This is a genomic window from Novosphingobium profundi (assembly GCF_020524485.1).
GTDB classification, from domain to species: Bacteria; Pseudomonadota; Alphaproteobacteria; order Sphingomonadales; family Sphingomonadaceae; genus Novosphingobium; species Novosphingobium profundi_A.
In genome coordinates, this window is sequence record NZ_JAIVLF010000001.1 from 1,137,479 (window position 1) to 1,154,207 (window position 16,729).

15 protein-coding genes and 1 tRNA gene are annotated in these 16,729 nt (G+C 65.6%); 14 read left to right on the top strand and 2 right to left on the bottom strand.

The window, feature by feature from the left end:
• Nucleotides 1-48 precede the first annotated feature (48 nt).
• The 13 genes from ftsA (at nt 49) to LC060_RS05060 (ending at nt 14,087) form a co-directional block, all read left to right on the top strand.
• On the top strand, nt 49-1,329 hold the full coding sequence (gene ftsA, locus LC060_RS05000; protein WP_039388124.1) for a cell division protein FtsA: 1,281 nt from the start codon (nt 49-51) through the stop codon (nt 1,327-1,329).
• A 206-nt stretch (nt 1,330-1,535) separates the two neighbouring features.
• Nucleotides 1,536-3,098, top strand: coding sequence for a cell division protein FtsZ (gene ftsZ, locus LC060_RS05005; protein WP_226633247.1), 1,563 nt, complete (start codon nt 1,536-1,538; stop codon nt 3,096-3,098).
• Between the two features lie 282 nt (nt 3,099-3,380).
• On the top strand, nt 3,381-5,324 hold the full coding sequence (locus tag LC060_RS05010) for a tetratricopeptide repeat protein (protein WP_226633249.1): 1,944 nt from the start codon (nt 3,381-3,383) through the stop codon (nt 5,322-5,324).
• A 210-nt stretch (nt 5,325-5,534) separates the two neighbouring features.
• Nucleotides 5,535-6,041: a YbjN domain-containing protein gene (locus LC060_RS05015; protein ID WP_226633251.1), complete on the top strand. Its 507-nt coding sequence runs from the start codon at nt 5,535-5,537 to the stop codon at nt 6,039-6,041.
• A 154-nt stretch (nt 6,042-6,195) separates the two neighbouring features.
• Nucleotides 6,196-7,008 carry a pyrroline-5-carboxylate reductase gene (gene proC / locus LC060_RS05020; protein ID WP_226633253.1) on the top strand — a complete coding sequence of 271 codons (813 nt, stop codon included), beginning with the start codon at nt 6,196-6,198 and terminating at the stop codon, nt 7,006-7,008.
• Between the two features lie 144 nt (nt 7,009-7,152).
• Nucleotides 7,153-7,890, top strand: coding sequence for a Bax inhibitor-1/YccA family protein (locus tag LC060_RS05025; protein ID WP_226633255.1), 738 nt, complete (start codon nt 7,153-7,155; stop codon nt 7,888-7,890).
• Nucleotides 7,891-8,078: 188 nt separating this feature from the next.
• Nucleotides 8,079-8,777: a hypothetical protein gene (locus LC060_RS05030; RefSeq protein ID WP_226633257.1), complete on the top strand. Its 699-nt coding sequence runs from the start codon at nt 8,079-8,081 to the stop codon at nt 8,775-8,777.
• A gap of 146 nt (nt 8,778-8,923) precedes the next feature.
• A tRNA-Ala gene (locus LC060_RS05035) sits at nt 8,924-8,999 on the top strand.
• A gap of 137 nt (nt 9,000-9,136) precedes the next feature.
• On the top strand, nt 9,137-10,192 hold the full coding sequence (gene obgE / locus LC060_RS05040; RefSeq protein WP_226633259.1) for a GTPase ObgE: 1,056 nt from the start codon (nt 9,137-9,139) through the stop codon (nt 10,190-10,192).
• 379 nt (nt 10,193-10,571) lie between these two features.
• A complete protein-coding gene (proB, locus tag LC060_RS05045) occupies nt 10,572-11,750 on the top strand; it encodes a glutamate 5-kinase (protein WP_226633260.1) in 1,179 nt (392 codons plus the stop codon).
• 40 nt (nt 11,751-11,790) lie between these two features.
• The gene (locus tag LC060_RS05050; protein WP_226633263.1) at nt 11,791-12,714 is read left to right on the top strand and encodes an NAD-dependent epimerase/dehydratase family protein; all 924 of its coding nucleotides are present in this window, start codon (nt 11,791-11,793) and stop codon (nt 12,712-12,714) included.
• A 102-nt stretch (nt 12,715-12,816) separates the two neighbouring features.
• Nucleotides 12,817-13,812 carry a bile acid:sodium symporter family protein gene (locus tag LC060_RS05055; RefSeq protein ID WP_226633264.1) on the top strand — a complete coding sequence of 332 codons (996 nt, stop codon included), beginning with the start codon at nt 12,817-12,819 and terminating at the stop codon, nt 13,810-13,812.
• 74 nt (nt 13,813-13,886) lie between these two features.
• Complete coding sequence (locus LC060_RS05060; RefSeq protein ID WP_199904325.1) at nt 13,887-14,087, top strand: hypothetical protein; 201 nt, start codon at nt 13,887-13,889, stop codon at nt 14,085-14,087.
• Nucleotides 14,088-14,251: 164 nt separating this feature from the next.
• Here LC060_RS05060 and fahA read toward each other — a convergent pair whose 3' ends face one another.
• Both fahA and LC060_RS05070 read right to left on the bottom strand, forming a co-directional pair.
• A complete protein-coding gene (gene fahA / locus LC060_RS05065) occupies nt 14,252-15,577 on the bottom strand; it encodes a fumarylacetoacetase (protein WP_226633266.1) in 1,326 nt (441 codons plus the stop codon).
• Nucleotides 15,578-15,654: 77 nt separating this feature from the next.
• The gene (locus LC060_RS05070; RefSeq protein ID WP_039388113.1) at nt 15,655-16,101 is read right to left on the bottom strand and encodes an RrF2 family transcriptional regulator; all 447 of its coding nucleotides are present in this window, start codon (nt 16,099-16,101) and stop codon (nt 15,655-15,657) included.
• A 251-nt stretch (nt 16,102-16,352) separates the two neighbouring features.
• Between LC060_RS05070 and LC060_RS05075 the strand changes: the two genes are divergently transcribed.
• On the top strand, nt 16,353-16,622 hold the full coding sequence (locus LC060_RS05075; protein WP_039388112.1) for a GlsB/YeaQ/YmgE family stress response membrane protein: 270 nt from the start codon (nt 16,353-16,355) through the stop codon (nt 16,620-16,622).
• Nucleotides 16,623-16,729: the final 107 nt, after the last annotated feature.

A 16,729-nucleotide genomic window follows, 5' to 3' on the forward strand; every position in this document is an offset into this window, starting at 1 on the left:
GCACCGCGCGGCGCTTGTGCGCGCGGCAACAGGGGAAGGGCACGCCTGATGGCGGCGACACGCATCAGCAAGGTTTTCGGGGCGGTCAACATCGGCTCGTTCCGCATTTCCGCAATCATTGCGGGCATCTCCGAGAGCGGTGAGCTTGTCGTGCTTGGCTCGGGGCATCGCGCCAGCCAGGGCATCAAGCGCGGCTTCGTGACTGATATGGCCGCCGCGACCTACGCGGTGCGCGACGCCATCGAACGCGCCGAGCGCATGGCCGATGTCTCGGTCCAGAAGGTGTGGATCGGCTGTTCGGGGGCGGGGCTTGCCAGCCGTCTCCAGCCCTTCGATGCCGAGATCGGCGGACGCCGGATCGAGCAGGAGGACATCGACCAGCTGCTCGTTGCCGCGCGCGATGCGATCCAGCCCGATGGGCGCATGGTGCTTCATGCCCAGCCCGCGCAGTACCGGCTCGACGGCGCGCACGGCGTGGGTGATCCGTGCGGTCTCCATGCCGAGCGGCTTGGCGTCGATATCCATGTCATGCTGGCTGACGGGGCCCCGATCCGCAACCTGACCGAAGCGGTGCAATCCGCGCATCTTGAGGTTGAGGCGGTGGTAGGCTCGCCGATTGCGGCCGGGCAGGCCTGTCTCTCGCCCGAGGAAAGGGACCTGGGCGTCGCGCTTGTCGAATTCGGCGCGGAGGTGACCAATGTCTCGCTCTATGCGGGCGGCATGCTGCGTGACATGATTTCCATTCCCATCGGGTCGGCCGATATCACCGATGCGATTGCCTCGGCGTTCGGCATTCGTCGCTACCAGGCTGAGCGCCTCAAGTGCGTGAACGGTTCGGCGATCGCCTCGCCGCATGACCATCGCGAGATGATTCCGGTGAACGCGCCGGGTGAAGAGGGCACGGGCCCCATCGCGCGCCACGCCGACGACAAGAACCGGATTCCGCGCGCCGAACTGATCGGTGTCATCACCGGCCAGCTGGGCATGTTGATGGAAGAAGTCAGCAAGGCGCTGAAAGTGATGCAGTTCTCAAGCCAGCGCGGCAAGCAGGTGGTCTTTACCGGCGGCGGCGCGGAACTGGTGGGGCTGGCCGATTACGCGCAGGCGGCGCTCGGCCGTCCGGTCCGCATCGGACGCGTGCCGCACCTTCCCGGCCTTGCCGAAGCGCACCTCAAGCCCGGCTTCTCGACGCTGACGGGACTGGTTCTCTACGCCGCGAACGACCCGGTCGACATCCGCAGTTTTGCCCGTCCTTCGAACAGGACCGTGAAATTGGGCTGGAACACAATGTTTTCCCGGATCTTTCAGGCGGTTCGAGAGTATTTCTGAACGCGCCTTCTGGCCGTTCGGTTCCCCGCCCAAATAGTGGCTGTGGACAGGACGTGCGAGAGGCGCGACAACGTGGCAGAAACCGCCGGTATCGGGCGTTTTTGCCTGTGGACAACACAAGGCTATCCTTTGCCTCGCCAAGTCGAAGCGTGCAATCAGGATGGTCGAGAAATATCTGACGCGCATGTGTCTGGCAGGAGTCACTAATGAGCATTAACATCGGACTGCCGACGATCGACGAACTTCGCCCGCGTATCGTCGTCATCGGCGTAGGCGGGGCGGGTGGCAACGCCATCGCCAACATGATTGAGGCGCAGGTCGAAGGGGTCGATTTCGTCGTCGCCAACACCGATGCGCAGGCTCTCAACAACTCGATCGCGGAAACCCGCATCCAGCTCGGCCACGAGATCACGCAAGGGCTCGGCGCAGGGGCGCGTCCCGAGGTGGGGCGTGCCGCCGCCGAGGAATCACTGGAAGAGATCGGCCGCGTGCTCGACGGCGTGCACATGGTCTTCATCGCAGCTGGCATGGGCGGCGGCACCGGCACCGGCGCGGCCCCGATCATCGCCCAGGCTGCACGTGAACGCGGCATCCTGACCGTCGGCGTCGTCTGCAAGCCGTTCCTGTTCGAAGGCACGCGCCGCATGCGCGCGGCCGAAGCGGGCATCGAGGAGCTGCAGAAGAATGTCGACACGCTCATCGTGATTCCCAACCAGAACCTGTTCCTCATCGCCAAGGCGGAAACGACCTTCAAGGAGGCCTTCCAGCTTGCCGACGAGGTTCTGCAGCAGGGCGTGCGCTCGATCACCGACCTGATGATCATGCCGGGTCTCATCAACCTCGACTTCGCCGACGTGCGCTCGGTCATGGGTGAGATGGGCAAGGCGATGATGGGCACCGGTGAGGGCGAAGGCCCCAACCGTGCGCTCGAGGCGGCCGAACACGCCATCGCGAACCCGCTGCTGGACGGCGTTTCGATGCAGGGCGCCAAGGGCGTCATCATCTCGATCATCGGCGGCGAGGACATGAAGCTTCTCGAAGTCGACGAAGCGGCAAACCATATCCGCGAACTCGTCGATGCGGATGCGAACATCATCTGGGGTTCGGCCTTCAATCCCGAGCTTGACGGCAAGATCCGGGTTTCGGTCGTGGCCACCGGCATCGAGCAGACCGCCGAGCAGGCTGACGCTCCGGCGCGCCCGATGGCGATCGGGGGCGGCCGTGGGCCGGTCCGTCCAGCCGTGCAGGCGCCTGCGCCCAGCGCGCCCGCCCCGGCTCCGGCGCCCGAGCCTGCTCCGCTCGATCTTTCGCCCCCGGCTCCCGAAGTCGAGAGCGAGAAGACCCCGGAGGCGGCCAGTGGTTCCAAGCCCTACGTGCCCGAACCGTTCTCGCCCTCTGCAGAGCTGGAGTTGGGCGCGACCGAAGAGGTCGAGGACGAGGACGAAGGCCAGGACGACACCGACGAGAGCAACTACGCCAGCATTTCAGGCTCGCGCAGCTTTGCTCCGCGCAGTCCTCAGCAGACCCCGCCGACCCGCCAGGACGAGCTGTTCGGCGGTGAGAACAAGGCGGCCGCACCTGCGCCGAGCCCGGCACCCGCACCTGCCCCGCAGCGTCCGGTCGGCGGTGGCGGCAGCACCCTGTTCGAACGCATGACCAGCCTTTCGCGGCCCAAGCCCGCCGCGCCCTCGCGCGAGGCCGGTGAGAGTGAGGACGATAGCGGATCGCTCAGCATTCCGCGTTTCCTCAACCGCCAGAACAACCAGTAAGGCCAGGCCTGAGGAACGCCCGGCGCAGGGAAGCTGCTCCGGACCGTTCTTTGCCAGGCCTCCCAGTATGAAGGGCCGCGGATGCGCACAGCAGCGCATCTGTGGCCCTTTGTCTATCCGGTCGGCGGTATCCTGCTTTGCGGGATGGGGCGGGCCGTGGGGGCGCTGCGGCCAGAGCGCTTGGCCTGTGGCCATCATGAGGATATGGTGTATCCCAGATAACAGATGGTCCGAGGTCGCCGTGGCTGCGCGGACCCCATGACACGAGATGCAAGGTCCCAGATGATCCGGCCCAAGGCCCCGAGCATACTTCGCGCCGCCCTGCGCGCGTCCATTCCCGCTTCCCGTCCCACGTTCCAGGCCCTTCGCTATGCGTTGGGCTGCGCCTTGCTGACCGGGGTTTCCGGCCTGGCCGTGCAACCGGCTGAGGCCAGCGAGGTGGTCCAGGCGCTTCCTGATCCCAACACGGCGCGCCTCGGCGATGCGCTGACCCGCCTGGCGCGCGACCAGAACGATCTGGAGGCGTTGCTGGATGCGGGCAACGCGGCGCGTGAACTGGGTGATTTCGATGCGGCCAAGGGCTTCTTCGAGCGGGCGCAGGAGGTGGCGCCGCGGGACGGCAGGATCGCGGAAGGCTTGGCTCGCACCACGCTTCGGGCGGGTGATCCGGTCGGCGCGATCACGTATTTTGAGAACGCGCGCAAGGCCGGGCGCCCGGTGGCCGCTCTGGCGAGTGATCAGGCGCTTGCCTACGACATGGTCGGGGATACGGTCGCCGCGCAGGCGCTCTATCGCCGCGTTCTTTCGGGGGGCGCGCTCACGTCGGATGAAGAAAACCTGGTACGCAGGCGGCTTGCGGTCAGCCAGGCGATCGGCGGGGATCTTAAGGGTTCCGAAGACACGCTGATGCCGCTCTTGCGGGCGCAGGATAAGCCCGGTTGGCGCACGCGCGCTTTCACGCTGGCGATTGCAGGGGAAGCGAAGGAGGCGGTGAAGCTGGCCGAGCGCATTCTGCCCGCGCCGCTCGCTGAGGATGTTGCGCCTTATCTGCGTTACATGCCGCGCCTGACCGCGGCCCAGCAGGCCGCCGCCGCCAATCTGGGGCGCTTTCCCAGAGCATCGGAGATCGGTCGCGACAGCGCGCGGATCGCGGCCTACGAACCCGCTCAGCCCCTCGTGCCTGCCGCTACGGCGGGCTCGGGCGCGCCCGTGGTCGGTACGGCAAAGCCCGCAGGGGCAGCCGAGGCCCAAGCGCCGAGCCGCCCTGCGCGCCGTGCACGCCGCTCGCTGCGTCTGGGTGAACGTAATTTGGACGAGACCGCACCGCGTGAAAGCGCGCGTCGCCCCGTTCGTAAGCCGGAGGCGGAAGCGGAGGTCGAACGTGTAGCGCCGCCCGAGCCCAAGCCCGGCATCGAAGTAGTCCCGGGCGATGGTGGCCCTGTGCTGGGTGCCAATGGCGAACTTCCTCCGGTTTCGGCGTCGGCCTCGGCCGCCGCGCGTGACCGGATTGCCCGCGCAGCACCGACCCCGGCGCCGCTGCAGCAGGCGGGCGCCATGGCGGCGCCAGCTGCGTCTGCATCCTCAGCCCCCCCCGCGGCCTCGGTCCCGGCCGCACTGGCAACTGCGACACCCGCTGTCGCGGCGACGACAAGCCCGGCCTCGGGGGGCTCGATTCCCACGCGTTCGACCGTGCCCGGATTTGACCTGGCGCGGGCAAGTCAGGTGGGGGCCAGTCAGGCCGGTGCGCTGCCAGCGCGCAGCGGCGAAGGTCCCTCGAGCGCGGCCGAAGAGGCGGTTGCACAGATGTCGCTCAGCGAGGCTTTCGCGGACCTCGGCAAGCCGCGTTCGCCCGATACCCCTGTCTCGGGCGCGGTCGATATCCGCAAGGTGACACCGGCGCGTCCAGCGCCTCCTCCGCCTCCGCCCAAGCCCAAGAAACCGGCGCATCCGAGCCGGATCTGGGTGCAGATTGGCGTTGGCCGCGACACCGATGCCATCGCCTTCGACTGGCGGCGCTACACGCGTCGCAATCCTGCGCTGTTCAAGGGGCGGGACGCGCATGTCACCGATATGGGCCGCACCCATCGCATCCTCGTCGGGCCCTTTGCCACGCGCAAGGCGGCGGACGGCTTCGTCGATGATTTCGCCGAAGCGGGCAACGGTCGGGCGCTGGTCTGGACCAGCCCGGCGGGCCAGGTCGTCGACGCGCTTGACGTCGGGGGCTAGGTTTTCCAAGGGAGCACAGCGCGCTAGCGCCGCCCTTGGAACGGGGCGGGAACAGCTGTCCCGGGATCGGACACGCAGTGCGCTTATCCACATCCTGTAAACAGACTTGTCGGGTTTTGCCCCGGTGATGGAGGCCGCTCCATTGTGCTGACAGGGGCAGGCAAAGCATCCCTCTATCCGAACACGCGGATAGGGGGCTGCTTAGCCAATATGAGAATTGTGCGCGACACTATCGGACACGACGACGACGCCGCTCCCGTGGAGATGCTGGCGTCGCTCTTCGAGGCGCGCGACTGGCCTATTGCCCATGCCAGCGAGGACGAGATTTCGGCCGAGCTGAAGGGCGCCTGGACGACCTACCAGTTCCAGGCGATCTGGCGGCGTGAGGACCATGTCCTGCAGCTTCTGTGCCTGCCTGAGCTGCGCATTCCCGAAGAAAAGCGGGCCTACGTCTACGAGGCGCTGGCGCTGATCAACGAGCAGCTGTGGGTTGGCCACTTCGATCTGTGGTCGAACGGTTCGGTCGTGCTCTACCGCCACGGGCTGATGCTGGGGCAGGACGGCCTCCTGGGGCCGGGGCAGGCGCAGATGGTGGTCGAGGCTGCGATCGAGGAATGCGATCGTTTCTACCCGGTCTTCCAGTTCATCCTGTGGGGCGATAAGACGCCGCAGGAGGCTCTTGTGGCGGCGCTCGTGGACGCGCACGGCGAAGCCTGATCCGGTCCATTTCGGACTGAGCGGGAAAGGCGAGGGGCTCTTTCCCGCCCTGCTGGCGACGCCACCAAGGTGCGGCGCTGGCCTTGCCCCATCCGGTTCCCGTCCCTAAGTCGAAGCCCGATTTAGACTGACAGCAGACAACGGGAAACGCACCATGGCGAACTTTGAATCCATCCTTATCTACGGCTGCGGCAACATGGCCGGGGCCATGCTGGACGGGTGGCTCGCCGGTGGCATTCCGGCCTCGACCTTCACGGTTTACAACCGCACGCCCAAGCCCGTGCCAGAGGGTGTCGAGCAGGTGAACGAGGTCCCGACGGGCCGCGATTTCGATGCCGTGATGATCGGCGTGAAGCCGCAGGTTCTTCCCACCGTCCTCGACACGATGGAGCCGCTGGTCGGGTCGGGCACGACCGTCTTCTCGATTCTGGCGGGTAATGAACTGGCCAGCCTTGCCGCGCAGTTCCCGCGCGCTCATGCGGTTCTTCGCATCATGCCCAACCTTGCCTGCGCGCTTGGAAAGTCCCCGATTGCGCTGGGTTCGAGTGGTCTCGACGAAGAGGAAAAGGCCGAGATCACCAAGCTCATGGAGCCACTGGGCACGCCGGAATGGCTTGAGGACGAAGAGCAGTTCCACGCCGTCACCGCGCTTGCGGGCAGTGGCCCTGCCTATGTCTACCGCTTCATCGACGCGCTTGCCAAGGGCGCGGCCGAGCTGGGCGTGGAACCCGGGACGGCGCAGCGTCTCGCGACCGCGATGGTCGAGGGTGCGGCCTCGCTGGCGAGCGCATCCCCGCTCACGGCGGGCGAACTTGCGGACAAGGTGGCTAGCCCGGGCGGCACGACGCGTGCGGGCATGAACGTGCTCGACGAGGACGGCGCGGTGAACGCGCTGATGCTCGCCACGCTGACCGCCGCGCGCAATCGCAGCGCGCAAATGGCCGAGGAAGCGCGCGCCAAGGACTGAGCCCGGCGGGGCGCTTATGTGCCCACGACACATTTCGTTACACGAAAGCGGCGCCGGTTTTCCTTGAAAACCGTGCCGTGAAGGCAGATATTGGCAAGGTATCGGGAGGCGGCATCATGCGCGCTTCCCCCAAGGGAGTTTAACATGGCAAATTGGAACGACCCCCAGCCCCGTCAGGGCTTCGGTGCGTCTCCGATTGATGGACGCACCGCTGGCCGCGCCACCTACGATGCGGGCCTGCGCAAGTACATGCTGTCGATCTACAACTACATGGCCTCAGGCGTACTGCTGACGGGCATCGTGGCGATGCTTTTCGCGTCGTCGGGTCTGGCCTATTCGGTTCTGACCACGCCGCTGCGCTGGGTGGTCATGCTGGCCCCCTTCGGCTTTGTCCTCGCGATGAGCTTCGGCCTCAACAAGATGAAGACCTCGACGCTGCAGATTCTCTACTGGGGTTTTGCCGTGGTCATGGGGCTGTCGCTCTCGTCGGTCTTCCTCGTCTACACAGGGGAATCGATCGCAACGACCTTCTTCGCGACGGCCGCTGGCTTCGCCGGACTGAGCCTGTTCGGCTACACCACCAAGAAGGACCTTTCGGGCTTTGGTCGTTTTCTGATCATGGGCCTGGTCGGTATCCTTGTGGCGATGCTCATCAACCTGTTCGTGCAGTCGAGCGCGCTTAACATGGCGATCTCGATCCTGGGCGTGCTGATCTTCGCAGGCCTGACTGCTTACGACACCCAGAAGCTCAAGATGCAGTACCAGTACCTGCAGGGCACCGAATTCCTGGGCAAGGCCGTGATCATGGGCGCGCTGACGCTCTACCTCGACTTCATCAACATGTTCCTCTTCCTCCTCAACTTCCTTGGTCAGCGCGACTGAGGAGGAGGGAAGAGCCTCCTTTGCCGCACAAAAGCGGTAAAGCGTGGAAACAATGCGATGCCCGGTGCGAAACCTCGCGCCGGGCATTTTCTTTGTTGGACAGAGCGCGTAATATGGTTGGTAACGAGGTAACTTCTTTCTTGAGGGTGGGTACGAAGGTGAAGAGCACGCTTTCCGGGCTTCGGCGGATGCTGAGTGGCGCAAGCCTGATGGGGCTCGCAGCCCTGGCCGCCTGTGGCCCCAAGGAGCACGTCGTGACCGCTCCGCCACCGCCGCCGGTCGTGGTCATTCCGCCCAAGCCCACGCCGCCCAACGGCGCGCAGCTGACCATGAATATTCCGCCGGTGAACGAGCAGGGTGAACGTCACACCGTGAACTACGGCATCTCCACACCGCAGGCGGTGTGGAACCTGCGTTCGGCCTACAATGTGGCCGCGCTCAATTGCATCGAGCCCAAGTACGCGCCGATCCTGAACGGCTACAAGCGCTTCCTGACGCTCTATGATGCCTCGCTCGACAAGGCGAGCGCGGCGATCGACCGCAGCTTCCGTCAGGGCCATACCCGCCGCGAAGCAATCAAGGCGCGCGAGAGCTACCAGACCCAGGTCTACAACTACTTCTCGCTTCCCCCTGTCGATACCGGCTTCTGCGAGGCCGCGATGGGCGTGACGCAGGATCTGGAAACGGTCGATCCCAGCCAGTTCGAGACCTGGTCCTTCATCGGGTTGGCCAAGATGGAAAAGCCCTTCAAGGAATTCTTCGACGCCTTCGAGCAGTACCGTGCCGATCTGGCGGCCTGGGAATCGGCCTATGGTGGCGGCCTTGTCACCGTGCGTCCCAGTTTCGAGCAGCAGACGGCTCGGGCCCAGGAAACCTACGAGCAGTAAGGCAGAGCCGCCAGCCCGGCCCGAAGTGGCGGGAAGGCGGTCCTTACGCGCGCGTTTTGCGAAAAAGGGGGCTTTTCAAGCGTCCCAAGCTTCGCTAAGGGGGCGCTCCTGCCTCGGCAAAGCTCGGGGCAGGGCGATACTGGAACGGGGCCGTAGCTCAGATGGGAGAGCGCGTCGTTCGCAATGACGAGGTCAGGGGTTCGATCCCCCTCGGCTCCACCAGTACCACACGCCAGATCACGATCCGGTACAAACCGGATTGCCGCCCGGTCGCCATGGCCGGGTTTTTTGTTTATGGGCATAGGGCGCACCGTGGCGCGCGACGTGCCCCTTTTTGGAACCGTTGGGACCCCTAGCCCATGCATTTTCTCGACCAGGCCAAGATCTACATCCGCTCGGGCGCCGGTGGCCCCGGCGCGGTCTCGTTCCGCCGCGAGAAGTACATCCAGTACGGCGGCCCCGACGGCGGCAATGGCGGCAAGGGCGGTGACGTCGTGTTCGAGGCCGTCCCCGGCCTCAACACCCTCATCGACTTTCGCTACACGCAGCACTTCAAGGCGAAGCGCGGCGGCCATGGCATGGGCAAGAACCGCAATGGCGCGGCGGCCGACGACCTGGTCATCAAGGTTCCCGTGGGCACGCAGGTGATCTCGGACGAGGACGGCGAGACCGTTCTGCTCGATCTTGTCGAGGCGGGCCAGCGCGAGGTTCTGCTCGAAGGCGGCATGGGCGGTCGTGGCAACGCCAGCTACAAGACGAGCACCAACCGCGCCCCGCGCCAGCACCAGCCCGGCATCCCCTATGAGGAGATGTGGGTCTGGCTGCGCCTGAAGCTGCTGGCGGACGTGGGGCTTGTCGGTCTGCCCAACGCAGGCAAGTCGACTTTCATCAACAAGCTCTCGAACGCCAAGGCGAAGGTCGGGGCCTACGCCTTCACCACGCTGCGTCCGCAGCTGGGCGTGGTCTATCACAAGGGCCGCGAGTTCGTGCTGGCCGACATCCCGGGCCTGATCGCGGGCGCTGCGGAAGGGGCAGGGATCGGCGACCGGTTCCTCGGGCACATCGAGCGCTGCCGCGTTCTCCTTCACCTCATCGACATCTCGGTCGACGATCCGGTCGAGGCGATGAAGGTCGTCGAGCAGGAACTGGAAGCCTACGCGGGCGAGCTAGCCGACAAGCCGCGCCTCGTCGCGCTCAACAAGGTCGATCTGGTCGATGACGAGCTCGCCGCCGAATACGCGCGCGAGCTGCTCAAGGCCGGTGCGCATGAGGTCTTCCCGATCTCGGGTGTGACCGGGCAGGGCCTTCCCGCGCTGCTCGATGCGGCGATCGAGCATCTGCCAGCCGCCACGGTGACCGAACGTCCCGAAGGCGAGCAGGAAGAGGCCAACGAGACGCCCTGGTCGCCGATCTGATTCGGCGCTTGAGCCAGACGGGCATCGGCTCTGGCCGGGCCGCCATCATGGATTGACGCGAAGAGCGCGCAGGAGGCCAGGTGCCCCCTGCGCGCTCTTCGTTTGGGCCGGAGAGGCCCGCATTTGCGGCCTTCGTCGCCCGACAGGTGATTCGCCATTCGCGCGCAGGATCTGCGTCAAAATGGCCGCGACGGATCTTGTGCAGGTGCGAAAAGAGGGATGTGAGAGGGAACATCCCAGATGTGGCTGCGTTGAAAATTGCTCACAGCACGAAAAGGGGACTTTCGTGCGGCTTCCACGTGCCGAAACGCCGGTACGCTGCGCCGGTTCGTTGGGTCCACCTTTGCACTCTTGCGCAATTCTTCTAGAAGCCGAGCTTATGCCTATTACCAAACTTTCCGACCTCGCCGATCCTGAACTCAATCCCTGTCTCGTCATCAAGGTGGGTTCGTCCCTTCTTGTCGACGATGACGGGGTCCGTACGGTCTGGCTCAACGGCCTTGTCGGTGAAATCTCCGAAGCGCGCCGGCGCGGGCAGAATGTCATTGTCGTGTCTTCGGGCTCGGTGGCTCTGGGCGCGCGTACGCTCGGCCTCGACAAGGGCGGGCGCGGCTCGCTTGCAGATGCGCAGGCTTCGGCCGCCGTCGGCCAGATCGCGCTCTCGGGCATGTGGGCCCAGCTTCTGGGCAACCACGGTCTGACCGCCGCGCAGATGCTGGTGACGCTGATGGATCTTGAAGATCGCCGCCGTTACCTCAACATCACCGCGACCATCGAACGCCTGCTCGATGCGGGCGTGGTGCCCGTCATCAACGAGAACGATTCGATCACCACCCAGGAACTGCGCTTTGGCGACAACGACCGCCTAGCCGCGCGTGTCGCGCAGGCCGCGGGCGCCAGCTCGGTCCTGCTGATGTCGGACATCGACGGGCTCTACGATCGCCACCCCAAGGAGCCGGGCGCCACGCGTCTTGAAGTGGTCAAGGGCATCACGCCTGAGATCAAGGCTATGGCGTCCACCGAATCGAATTCCGGCATGGGTTCGGGCGGCATGGTCTCCAAGCTCCAGGCCGTCGAGATCGCCGCGATTGCAGGCGCCTGCGTCGTCATTGGCAACGGTTTCCACGAACGTCCGGTCGAGCGGGTCATGGGCTCGCGCGACGAGGCGGGCGTGGGCACGCTGTTCCTGCCGCGCCGCCGCCGCGGGGCGAGCAAGCCGGGCGCGCGCAAGGTGTGGCTGGGCGGACGCCTGCGCACCAAGGGCAAGATCATCATTGATGACGGCGCGATGAAGGCGCTGATCCACGAGGGCGCGAGCCTGCTTGCCAAGGGCGTGATCGATGTCGACGGGCGATTCCGCCGCGGCGATCCGGTCTCCATCGTCAATTCGGAAGGGACCGTTGTCGCCAATGGCCTGTCCGAGTACGACGCCAAGGAGATCCACGCGATTCGGCGCCTGCACTCGAATGAACAGCAGACGGTCCTGGGCTACGCACCGCGTTCCTCCGTCGTTCATCGCGACCTCATGTCGATCAAGTATGTGCCACCTGTCGCCTGATTTTCGGGCACGGGACAAGGCCTGAAGGACCACACACCGCATGCACAGCGAGAGCCCCATCGTCGCGCTTACCGGCGCGACGGGTTTTGTCGGCCACAGTGTTCTCACAGAAGCGCTCGCCCAGGGCTATCGCGTGCGCGCGCTTACACGGCGCGAACATGAGCCCCGCGAGGGTGTGACCTGGGTGCCGGGCGATCTCTCGGACACCGCCGCGCTCTCGGAGCTCACGCGCGGGGCCGAGGCGACGATCCACGTGGCGGGCGTGACCAACGCGCCCGATGCGGCGGGGTTCGAGGCTGGGAACGTCGCAGGCACGCTCAATCTGATCGAGACCGTGGTGGCCAAGGGCATCCCGCGTTTCGTCTTCGTCTCCTCGCTTTCGGCGCGCGAACCGGGCCTTTCCGCTTATGGCGCGTCTAAGGCGCGTGCGGAAAAGCTCCTCAAGGCCAGCCCGCTCGACTGGACCATCGTGCGCCCTCCCGCGATCTTCGGGCCGCGCGACAAGGAGATGATGGAGCTCTTCCGGGCGGCGCGCTGGGGCCTTGTCCCGGTTCCGGCTGAGGGGCGCGCCTCGATGATTCATGTCGAGGATCTGGCGCGCCTGCTGGTCGCGCTGGTCGTGCCGGGCGAGGCAGTCCACCGCATGACCTTCGAGCCTGACGACGGCAAGCCCGAGGGCTGGGAGCACACCGAGATGGCGCTCGCCATCGGGCAGGCCATGGGGCGCCGTCCCAAGGTGATCGGCCTGTCGCAAAAGGCGCTCGAACGCGTGGCCAGCCTCGACAACTTCGTGCGCGGCACCAAGGCCAAGATGACCAAGGACCGCGCGGCCTATTTCGCGCATCCCGACTGGGTGGTTTCGCCCGGTGCGCGGCCGCCCGAGACGCTGTGGCGCCCGCAGATCGAGACGCGCGAGGGCCTTCGTTCGACTGCCGAGTGGTACCGCGCCAACAAGTGGCTCTAGGAGCCCGGCTCGCTCCTGCGCGGGGTGCTCTCAAAATTCTATGCGCGCAGTGTCATAAACAGGTACTGGCCCCGCAAGGCGGCGGCGGCTAAGCGCAAGGCCATGCAGAGCCTCGTCAAACGCCTCAATCTCGATCCCTACATGCTGGCGCTTGTCAGCATGGTCGTGCTCGCCAGCTTCTTTCCCGCGCAGGGCATCTGGGCGCAGATTGCCGACAGGGCGACCGACGTCGCCATTGCGTTGCTGTTCTTCCTGCACGGCGCCAAGCTCTCGCGCGAGGCGGTGATCGCGGGCGCCAAGGCGTGGAAGCTGCACCTGGCCACCATGGCGATCACCTTCGTCCTTTTCCCGATTCTGGGTCTTGGCTTGCGCGCCATTCCGGGACTGGATGCGAACCTGGGGACGGGCCTCCTGTTCCTCACGCTATTGCCTTCAACGGTGCAGTCCTCGATAGCCTTCACCGCGATTGCAGGCGGCAACGTGGCCGCCGCCGTGTGCGGGGCTTCGTTCTCGAACCTTGCCGGCATCTTCGTGACGCCGCTTCTCACCGCGCTGTTCATTACCGGCCAGAGCCAGGGCATCTCGGCCGATCCGGTTATTGCCATTGCCTCGCAGCTGCTCCTGCCGTTCGTGGCGGGCCATCTGCTGCGGCCGGTGATCGGGGGCTTCGTGACCCGCCACAAGAAGATGGTGGGCTATGTCGATCGCGGCTCGATCCTGCTGGTCGTCTACACGGCTTTTGGGGCCGCCGTGCTCGATGGTCTGTGGCAGACGGTGACGCTGGGCGAGCTTGCGCTCATCGTCGTCATTGCGCTTGCTCTGCTGGCAGTGGTGATGACGGCCACGAACCTTCTGGGCCGGGCCATGGGCTTTGCACGCGAGGATCGCATCGTCATGCTCTTTTGCGGTTCGAAGAAGAGTCTGGCGAGCGGTGTGCCTCTGGCTGGCGTGCTGTTCCCGGCGGCGCAGGTGGGCGTGGTGATTCTGCCCGTCATGTTCTTCCACCAGATCCAGTTGATGGTCTGTGCGGTGCTCGCGCGGCGCTATGCCGCCGAGACGGCCGAGCTGGAAGCCAAGGGGGAGGCAGCCTCGGCCTGAGGGGCTGCAAAGGGCGGTCGATAACCTTCAGGAGTAGCTGGACGGGGCGCTACGCCCAGGCCTAACGGCGCGCCATGAGTATCATCGCAACCGTCATGAATTCGACCACCGGCCTCGCCATCCAGAAGATGAAGTTCGAGCGCATGCCCAAGCCCTGGGTGACCTTCCACCTGGAGAATGGCGAGCAGGTCACTGCTGATCGCGTTCACGTGGGTAAGCCCGCACCGGGCAAGTTCATCACGCCCGTAGAGGTTTGGGTCACGCCCAAGGGCTGAACAGCAAGGCAGGGAAATCAGAAGGGGGCAGTCCGAGGGCCATTGCCCTCGGGCTCCCCGAACTGTTCAGGTCTTGTCCTGCGGCCAATGCGGGGCGAGAGAGGTGAGGGAAGTATTGCAGATAAGGGTAAGGGGCGGTGGCTCCTTGAAAAAGTCCAATTTTCTCAGACTCCTGGCGCAGGCGCGATAACTCCGCGGCACTCGCCAAAGCCGATGCTTCGGCGGCCTTCCGCCATGAAGCGGCCTTTCAGCACGATTTCGTCGCCATCCTCCAGGAACGTGCGCGTCTCTCCGCGCGGCAGTTGCAGCACCTGTGCGCCTCCGCGGGTGATCTCGAGAAGCGATCCCTTGCTGCCGGGCTCGGGGCCGGACAACGTGCCGGTCCCCAGCAGATCGCCGCTTTCCAGTGCGCAGCCGTTCACCGTGTGGTGCGCCACCATCTGGCCCAGCGTCCAGTACATCGCGAGGGCCTGCGTGTGGCTAAGCACCTGCGGCTCTTCCCCGCGCGCGCGCATCGCGGCGCTGGAGAGCGTGACTTCGAGATCGAGCGCAAGCGCGCCTTTGTCCTGATCCTGTGTATCCTGAAGATAGGGTAGCACGCCGGGGTCTGCTTCGGCACGAGGAGGCTGGGCGATCCGGAAGGGGGCCAGGGCTTCGGTCGTCACGATCCAGGGCGAGACAGTGGTGTGGAAGCTCTTGGAAAGGAACGGGCCGAGGGGCTGGTACTCCCAAGCCTGGATATCGCGCGCGGACCAGTCGTTGAGCAATGTCAGGCCGGCCATGTGCCCCCAGGCCTGCGCAAGGGGGATGGGCATGCCTTGCGTGTTGCCCGGACCGATCCAGAGCCCCAGTTCCAGTTCGAAGTCGAGACGCTGGGTCGGGCCGAAGCGTGGCGCGTCGACGTCGCTGCCCCGGGTCTGGCCGTTGGGGCGGATGACCGGGGGGCCACTTGGCCGGATCGTCGAGGCGCGGCCGTGATAGCCAATGGGGATGTGCTTGTAGTTGGGCAGAAGCGGCTGTTCAGGGCGGAACAGGGCGCCGACTTCGGCCGCGTGATGGATGCCGACGTAGAAGTCCGAATAGTCACCGATTCGGGCCGGAAGGTGCATCTCGGCGCGGTGTGCCGGGACAAGGAGGGGCGTCACATAAGGCTGTTTCGGGGACCCCGTCGCCAGCAGCGCGCTGACCGTGCGGCGCAGCGCCCGGCGTGGTCCTGATCCCAGTGCCAGAAGGCGATTGAGCGTGGGGCCCGAGGCGGCCTCAGTGACGGCCAGCGCCTCGCCTTCCAAGAGGCCGCTGTGCGCCAGCGCAGCGAGGTCGAGGATCATCGCGCCAATGGCGATGCCCCCGCGCGGCGTCTGCCCGTCCACGGAAAAGACCCCGAGGGGAAGGTTCTGGATCGGAAAGTCAGGGTGCGTGTCGGCACCGTCCACCCACGAACCAAGGTCGGGAGCGTGGGTCTCGTCGATGGTGGCCATGGGGGTGGGCATGGGGTCCTCTCGCCTCGTCTTTTGCCCGGCAGCCTAACGCGCGAGGGGCAAATGCAAAACCGTGATCGCGCGCGAGCTCAAGACGGCTCGGCTTCGTGTGAGGCGGGTGGGGCCAGTTCGATGGGATCGGAGAGGCGGATACCATCGAGGAGTTCGGCCGTGGCGTCGCGAACCTGCAGCATGAGGGCGCGCGTGCGGCATTCGGCTTCGGGCACGCAGTTCTTGCAGGTCTCATGCGCGTTGCGACTGGCGCAGGGGACGAGGGCTACCGAACCGCGCACGAGGCGTACCAGGTCGCCATAGCTGATCTCCTGCGGGGCAAGGGCCAGCCAGTACCCGCCATCCTTGCCGCGCTGCGAATCGATGAGCCCGGCACGGGACAACTCGGAGAGGATCACGGTCAGGAACTTGGCCGGGATGTTCTGGCTCTCGGCGATTTCAGTGAGCTGGATCGGGCCCTGTCCATGCCGGTCGGCCAGATGCTGCATGGCGCGGATGGCGTACCGGGTCTTCTGCGCAAGCATGGGGAACGCGACTCCGCGAAGCAGGAGGAAACAACGAGTCCTCCTTGGGGGGCAATGGCTTGCAGCGTCAAGTCGGGCAAGGGGAAGAGCGGACGGGCGCTGGCCCGACGCGCGAAAACGCAGGTCCCAGCCGCAGGTTTCCGCCGTTCCGGAAAAATAAAAGCCGATCGCGCAAATGTCTAATACCGGAACCTTTGGGGGGTGCACTCCGTTTAGGATGCAACAGACACAGACTTTTCGGAGACGGACCTATGACACTTCTTCTTATCCTTCTCGTCGGCGGTATCCTGGGCTGGCTGGCCTCGATCCTCATGCGCACCGACGCGCAGCAGGGCATCTTCCTGAACGTGGTCGTGGGCATCGTCGGCGCGCTCATCGCCGGCTTCATCATCACCCCGCTCATTGGCGGTGCGCCCATCACCAGCGGTTCGTTCGATCTCATGAGCCTGATCTCGTCGTTCCTCGGCGCGGTTGTCCTCCTGGCGATCGTCAACCTCTTCCGTCGCGGTTCGGTGCGTTAATCCGGACAGGGACGGGCCCTTGATCCAAGGGCCCACCCGGCCAAAGGGGACGGCAGCCGCTTACGGCTTCTGTCCCTTTTCGCCGTCCGGGCTTCCCGCAGGTGCGA

Bases quoted from the DNA above. Each gene is read 5' to 3' on its own strand.
- ftsA (WP_039388124.1), top strand. From the start codon at position 49: ATGGCGGCGACACGCATCAGCAAGGTTTTCGGGGCGGTCAACATCGGC.
- ftsZ (WP_226633247.1), top strand. From the start codon at position 1,536: ATGAGCATTAACATCGGACTGCCGACGATCGACGAACTTCGCCCGCGT.
- LC060_RS05010 (WP_226633249.1), top strand. From the start codon at position 3,381: ATGATCCGGCCCAAGGCCCCGAGCATACTTCGCGCCGCCCTGCGCGCG.
- LC060_RS05015 (WP_226633251.1), top strand. From the start codon at position 5,535: ATGAGAATTGTGCGCGACACTATCGGACACGACGACGACGCCGCTCCC.
- proC (WP_226633253.1), top strand. From the start codon at position 6,196: ATGGCGAACTTTGAATCCATCCTTATCTACGGCTGCGGCAACATGGCC.
- LC060_RS05025 (WP_226633255.1), top strand. From the start codon at position 7,153: ATGGCAAATTGGAACGACCCCCAGCCCCGTCAGGGCTTCGGTGCGTCT.
- LC060_RS05030 (WP_226633257.1), top strand. From the start codon at position 8,079: ATGCTGAGTGGCGCAAGCCTGATGGGGCTCGCAGCCCTGGCCGCCTGT.
- obgE (WP_226633259.1), top strand. From the start codon at position 9,137: ATGCATTTTCTCGACCAGGCCAAGATCTACATCCGCTCGGGCGCCGGT.
- proB (WP_226633260.1), top strand. From the start codon at position 10,572: ATGCCTATTACCAAACTTTCCGACCTCGCCGATCCTGAACTCAATCCC.
- LC060_RS05050 (WP_226633263.1), top strand. From the start codon at position 11,791: ATGCACAGCGAGAGCCCCATCGTCGCGCTTACCGGCGCGACGGGTTTT.
- LC060_RS05055 (WP_226633264.1), top strand. From the start codon at position 12,817: ATGCAGAGCCTCGTCAAACGCCTCAATCTCGATCCCTACATGCTGGCG.
- LC060_RS05060 (WP_199904325.1), top strand. From the start codon at position 13,887: ATGAGTATCATCGCAACCGTCATGAATTCGACCACCGGCCTCGCCATC.
- fahA (WP_226633266.1), bottom strand. From the start codon at position 15,577: ATGCCCACCCCCATGGCCACCATCGACGAGACCCACGCTCCCGACCTT.
- LC060_RS05070 (WP_039388113.1), bottom strand. From the start codon at position 16,101: ATGCTTGCGCAGAAGACCCGGTACGCCATCCGCGCCATGCAGCATCTG.
- LC060_RS05075 (WP_039388112.1), top strand. From the start codon at position 16,353: ATGACACTTCTTCTTATCCTTCTCGTCGGCGGTATCCTGGGCTGGCTG.